This window comes from Thermobaculum sp. T2p, from assembly GCF_059335935.1.
Genome location: NZ_JANZYQ010000012.1, coordinates 1 through 3939, shown reverse-complemented (window position 1 = coordinate 3939; position 3939 = coordinate 1). Strand labels below are relative to the sequence as shown.

The window sequence follows — 3939 nt, the reverse complement described above, 5'->3', positions numbered from 1 at the left end:
GTAATGGCGGTGATCATCGCCCTGATTATTAGTATTGTGGGGAACGACGTTGACAAGATAGTTTGGGTAATGAGGCTGATCTCAGCTTTGTCACCAGTAATGTTAGCTTTGGTTGTACGCAAGGTTGCCGGTATCTATCCCGGGATAATTGCTGGTGCTTTGACTGCGTTCTTTGGGCTCTTGTCCGTTCTCAGCATTGCGTTTACTGTTGATGCTGTGCTATTGCTTTTCTACTTGCTATCCCTGCTGCTTCTTATGCATGCTGTGCATAATGAGAGATCTTATGTTTCTTGGCTTCTCTCTGGTGTTAGCCTGGGGCTTGCCATCCTAACTAAGGAAACAGCCTTAGTTGCTTTACCTTCCGCGCTGCTGGCATCGTTCTTGTTTGAGACTGGCTGGAGTAAACCTGCACTTCACTACCTGGGCTTGGTAGCCATCCTTTTACCATGGTGGGGATGGGTATATCTGCGAACTGGAGATATATATCTTGTCGATCTAGGTCAGGCTACTATCAGCTTGGGGCTAATATATGCAGCACTTTTGATGGCTGCCATGTCTTTGTTAGTTGGGTGGTTGTTACGTTACAGAATACTTGCCATCATCAGTAACAGATCTACAAGAGTTGTTCTCAGCTGGATCCTTACGGTTATATGGTCTTTGGCTATGTTTATACTCCTCTCTGTGAGCGTGCGTGATATAGGTAGTGATTCTCCTTTAGAGCATATACGTTCAGATATACTGCCGAACCTACAATTATGGTTTTTATATCCCTTAGTTATTCCCTATTTCCTTTGGAGGATCATCCTTGAGGGTAGACCCGAATGGCATCTCTATGGAACCTGTCTTTTAGGATGGATGCCGGTTGTAGTGATAGTTTTGATGATGGGATATGCCCCACGGCAGCTCATGGTTCCACAGGCCCTACTGTTTGGCTTGATTGGTAGTATGATCTTTGATCTCTGCACATTGCCCTTCAAGAAGGATAGGGATTATTCTGCATGGCTACGCATCTCAGGAATAGTCATTAGTTTGATCGTATTTGCTGGAGTGGCGTTTTCAGCGCTCGCCCATGCCAGAAGCTTGGCTGAGTCACAGCCTAAGGGGTTAGCAACTTCAAGGCTTCCTTTACAAATTGATAGATCTGTGAGCCGTACTGAGAATTGGATCTCAGTTCATATACCAAGTGATGAACCTATTACTGTTATCCTCACCGATGCTGCCAGATACCTTGATCAAGTTGCTCTTAGGGATGAGCTCGACCATAAATGGCAACAGTTCAATATACCTGTGTATAGCTTTGATGAGCCAAGCAACAATAATGTTTGCACTTCAATAGAGTGTAGTAAAGTTATATGGATACAGCATTTATGGGGATGCAGCTTTAGATTGCTATCTAGTACGGATCTATTAGAGTTCATGCAGCATTCTGGTTCTCAGTACCTACTATTGCCCATTACAGATGCCGATCAGTTTGCTGGCTGGATTTGGCACGAGCAACTGGTAGATGCTGGAGCCTTTGAGGTTGCTTACTCGGACATAAGACCTAAGGCTAAGCATTTTCAAGGATACATGATACTTAGGGCTAAGTTTAGAGCAGCTGTCAAGACAGAATCTTATGCTGTAGGCAGTTCTGAGGTGGAAGGGAAACTTACCAGTTGCCTCAAGAAGGACAGAAAGGAAATGTTTTTCCCACAAGGTAAAACGACTGGCATACCGGAGCCTACAAACTAAATTTGGAACTTTTTCGTTTCCGAATTCGTTATTAATTGCGGTGGTCTATCTATGTTTGAGTTAGTGCTCTATATGGATATGAGGAGTAATGTTGGAGAATCGATATAGTAACCTGTTTGGTCGTCTTATAGACCTATCAGTTATAGCTTTATTTAGCTTACTTCCTCTCTACTGGTTTACCCGCAATTGGATGATTTACCCGGACGGTAATCGCTACCTACTGGAAGGACTTAATCTATCAGGTGGCAAGGGGTACGAGTTTTTCGGCGCACCAGCATACCCTCTGCGTGGTCCTGGTATGGCCATCATTATTGCCTCTATCATCAAGATCGTGGGGACTGATCTCGATAGGGTAATGTGGGGCATGCGACTTTTCTGCTTGATAGTGCCCTTTGCCCTGTACTTTATAGTTAGCAAGGTATCTGGCCGCCTAGCTGGTGTATTTGCTGCAATAATGGTCACATTCTTCGGGCTGCAGTCTGTGTTGACCATGGGCTTTACAGTTGACTCCGTTATGATGTCTATTTACCTTTTGTCCTTACTAGCTCTGCTCTGGGCAGTACATCTTGACAGCCTTCCTATTGGTTTTGTGGCCGGGCTATTACTGGGATTCAGTATTATCACCAAGGAGACCTCGATAATAGGTCTGCCGATGGCTCTTGTGGCAGTTTTGTTTTTCGGCAAGGGACTGTACGTACTCGTACCTTATTATCTAGGTACTGCACTCGTAGCAACGCCTTGGTGGGTGTGGGTATATCAGCATACTGGGCAGATATATCTGGTAAGTACTGGGCAGGTAGCTGTTACAAAGTTCATACCAGAGATAGTTGCCTTGGGATTAGTATTAGTGTTGACCCTTGTTGGTGCTTTGCTTCTGGCCCACAGGTATAGAGCTTTCATCCTGGATAGGTTTGGAAGCTATAGAGCCAGAAGGATAATTGCCTGGCTCATAGTCGTGGCTTGGGTAGGTGCTATCACCTATATGCTTTCCAGTGGAGCTGTATACAACTACAAGAATGTAACGCTTATAGCACATATGAAAGAGGACATAGTGCCCTATACTCGACTTTGGTATTTGGTCCCTGTCTCTCTGTTATACGTTGTATGGAGACTCTTCAGTAGACCAGACCCAGATTGGGATTACTTTAGTGCTGCTTCCGTTACTTGGATCCCTGCAGTAGTGGTTACACTGTTCTTTGGATTTGCTGCCAGGCAGCTTATCGCACCTCAGGTGTTCATTCTTGGAGCTTTGGGATGTATGATCGCTGATGTTGTGCGATTTTTGCCTTCGCTACGAATGAGTAAATTAGCCCATAAATTGTTGTGGGGAGTAGGGTCAGCAGTTTGTTTGGTGGTGCTTGTTACAGGAGTTATGCAAGCAAGAGGGTTTATTACTGAGCATAGACCTTCTAGGGGTACTCCTGTATATGTTCACACATATTCTCAGCAGGTAGCCCAGTGGGTAAGGCAGAATGTGCCTAATGGGCAAACCGTCACACTAATGACGGACAGAGGAGGGACTTATTATATAGCAGAAGTTCCCTTTCACGATCGCCTACAACATGATTGGCGCATGGCTAATCCTGTTACGATACAGATCAGCTCAGGCTCTAGCCTTCAAAATCTTTGTGATCGCTTTGACTGTAGTACCGTTTTCTGGATAGACGAGAATACTAATACAAAAAGCATCGATTGCGACTTTAGAGTTCTGGGCACTGACATAGTCATTAACAGGTTGAATGACCTTCACTCCTCCTATTTGATCATAATGATTCAGAACGAGACCAGAAATACAGTGATTTGGTATCGAAAGCTTCTAGATTCGGGAAAGTTTAGAGAGGTATATAGTGCTGTTCCTAACGACAGGAGGTCTAGCTTTGCCGGTTTTCATGTGCTGCAAAAGATAGATAATGTATCAGCTAGAAGCCAGCCAATTTATATTACTTCTAATAGCCTTACCAGTCTTAACAGATGTTTAGGTGATCCTTCTGTAATAGAACGCTTCTTTCCTCAGGGTATAGAGGAACATAGATGATCAGGAACCAAAATTTCGAGACCCAAGTCTCATTCTTCATAGAAGCTCTCATTGGTTAGTTATCCCTGGAGGATATTATGCATAGGGGGCTAGTGCTCCGATATGCCAATAAGTATGACTTTTATATTTGCTTGTTACTAGTTATGCTTGTTAGCCTGCCAGGTTTGTACTGG

The 3939-nt window shown here is 44.2% G+C and carries 2 protein-coding genes; both read left to right on the top strand.

Features of this window, described 5'->3' with window-relative positions:
* A partial coding sequence (locus N2245_RS06570) for an ArnT family glycosyltransferase (protein WP_494535933.1) occupies positions 1–1731 on the top strand: 1731 nt, incomplete at its 5' end.
* Between the two features lie 88 nt (positions 1732–1819).
* The gene (locus N2245_RS06565) at positions 1820–3766 is read left to right on the top strand and encodes a glycosyltransferase family 39 protein (protein ID WP_494535932.1); all 1947 of its coding nucleotides are present in this window, start codon (positions 1820–1822) and stop codon (positions 3764–3766) included.
* The last annotated feature ends 173 nt before the right edge of the window (positions 3767–3939 follow it).

What these genes read in the sequence shown, in the direction of transcription:
- N2245_RS06565 (WP_494535932.1), top strand. Translation starts at nt 1,820, where the DNA reads ATGTTGGAGAATCGATATAGTAACCTGTTTGGTCGTCTTATAGACCTA.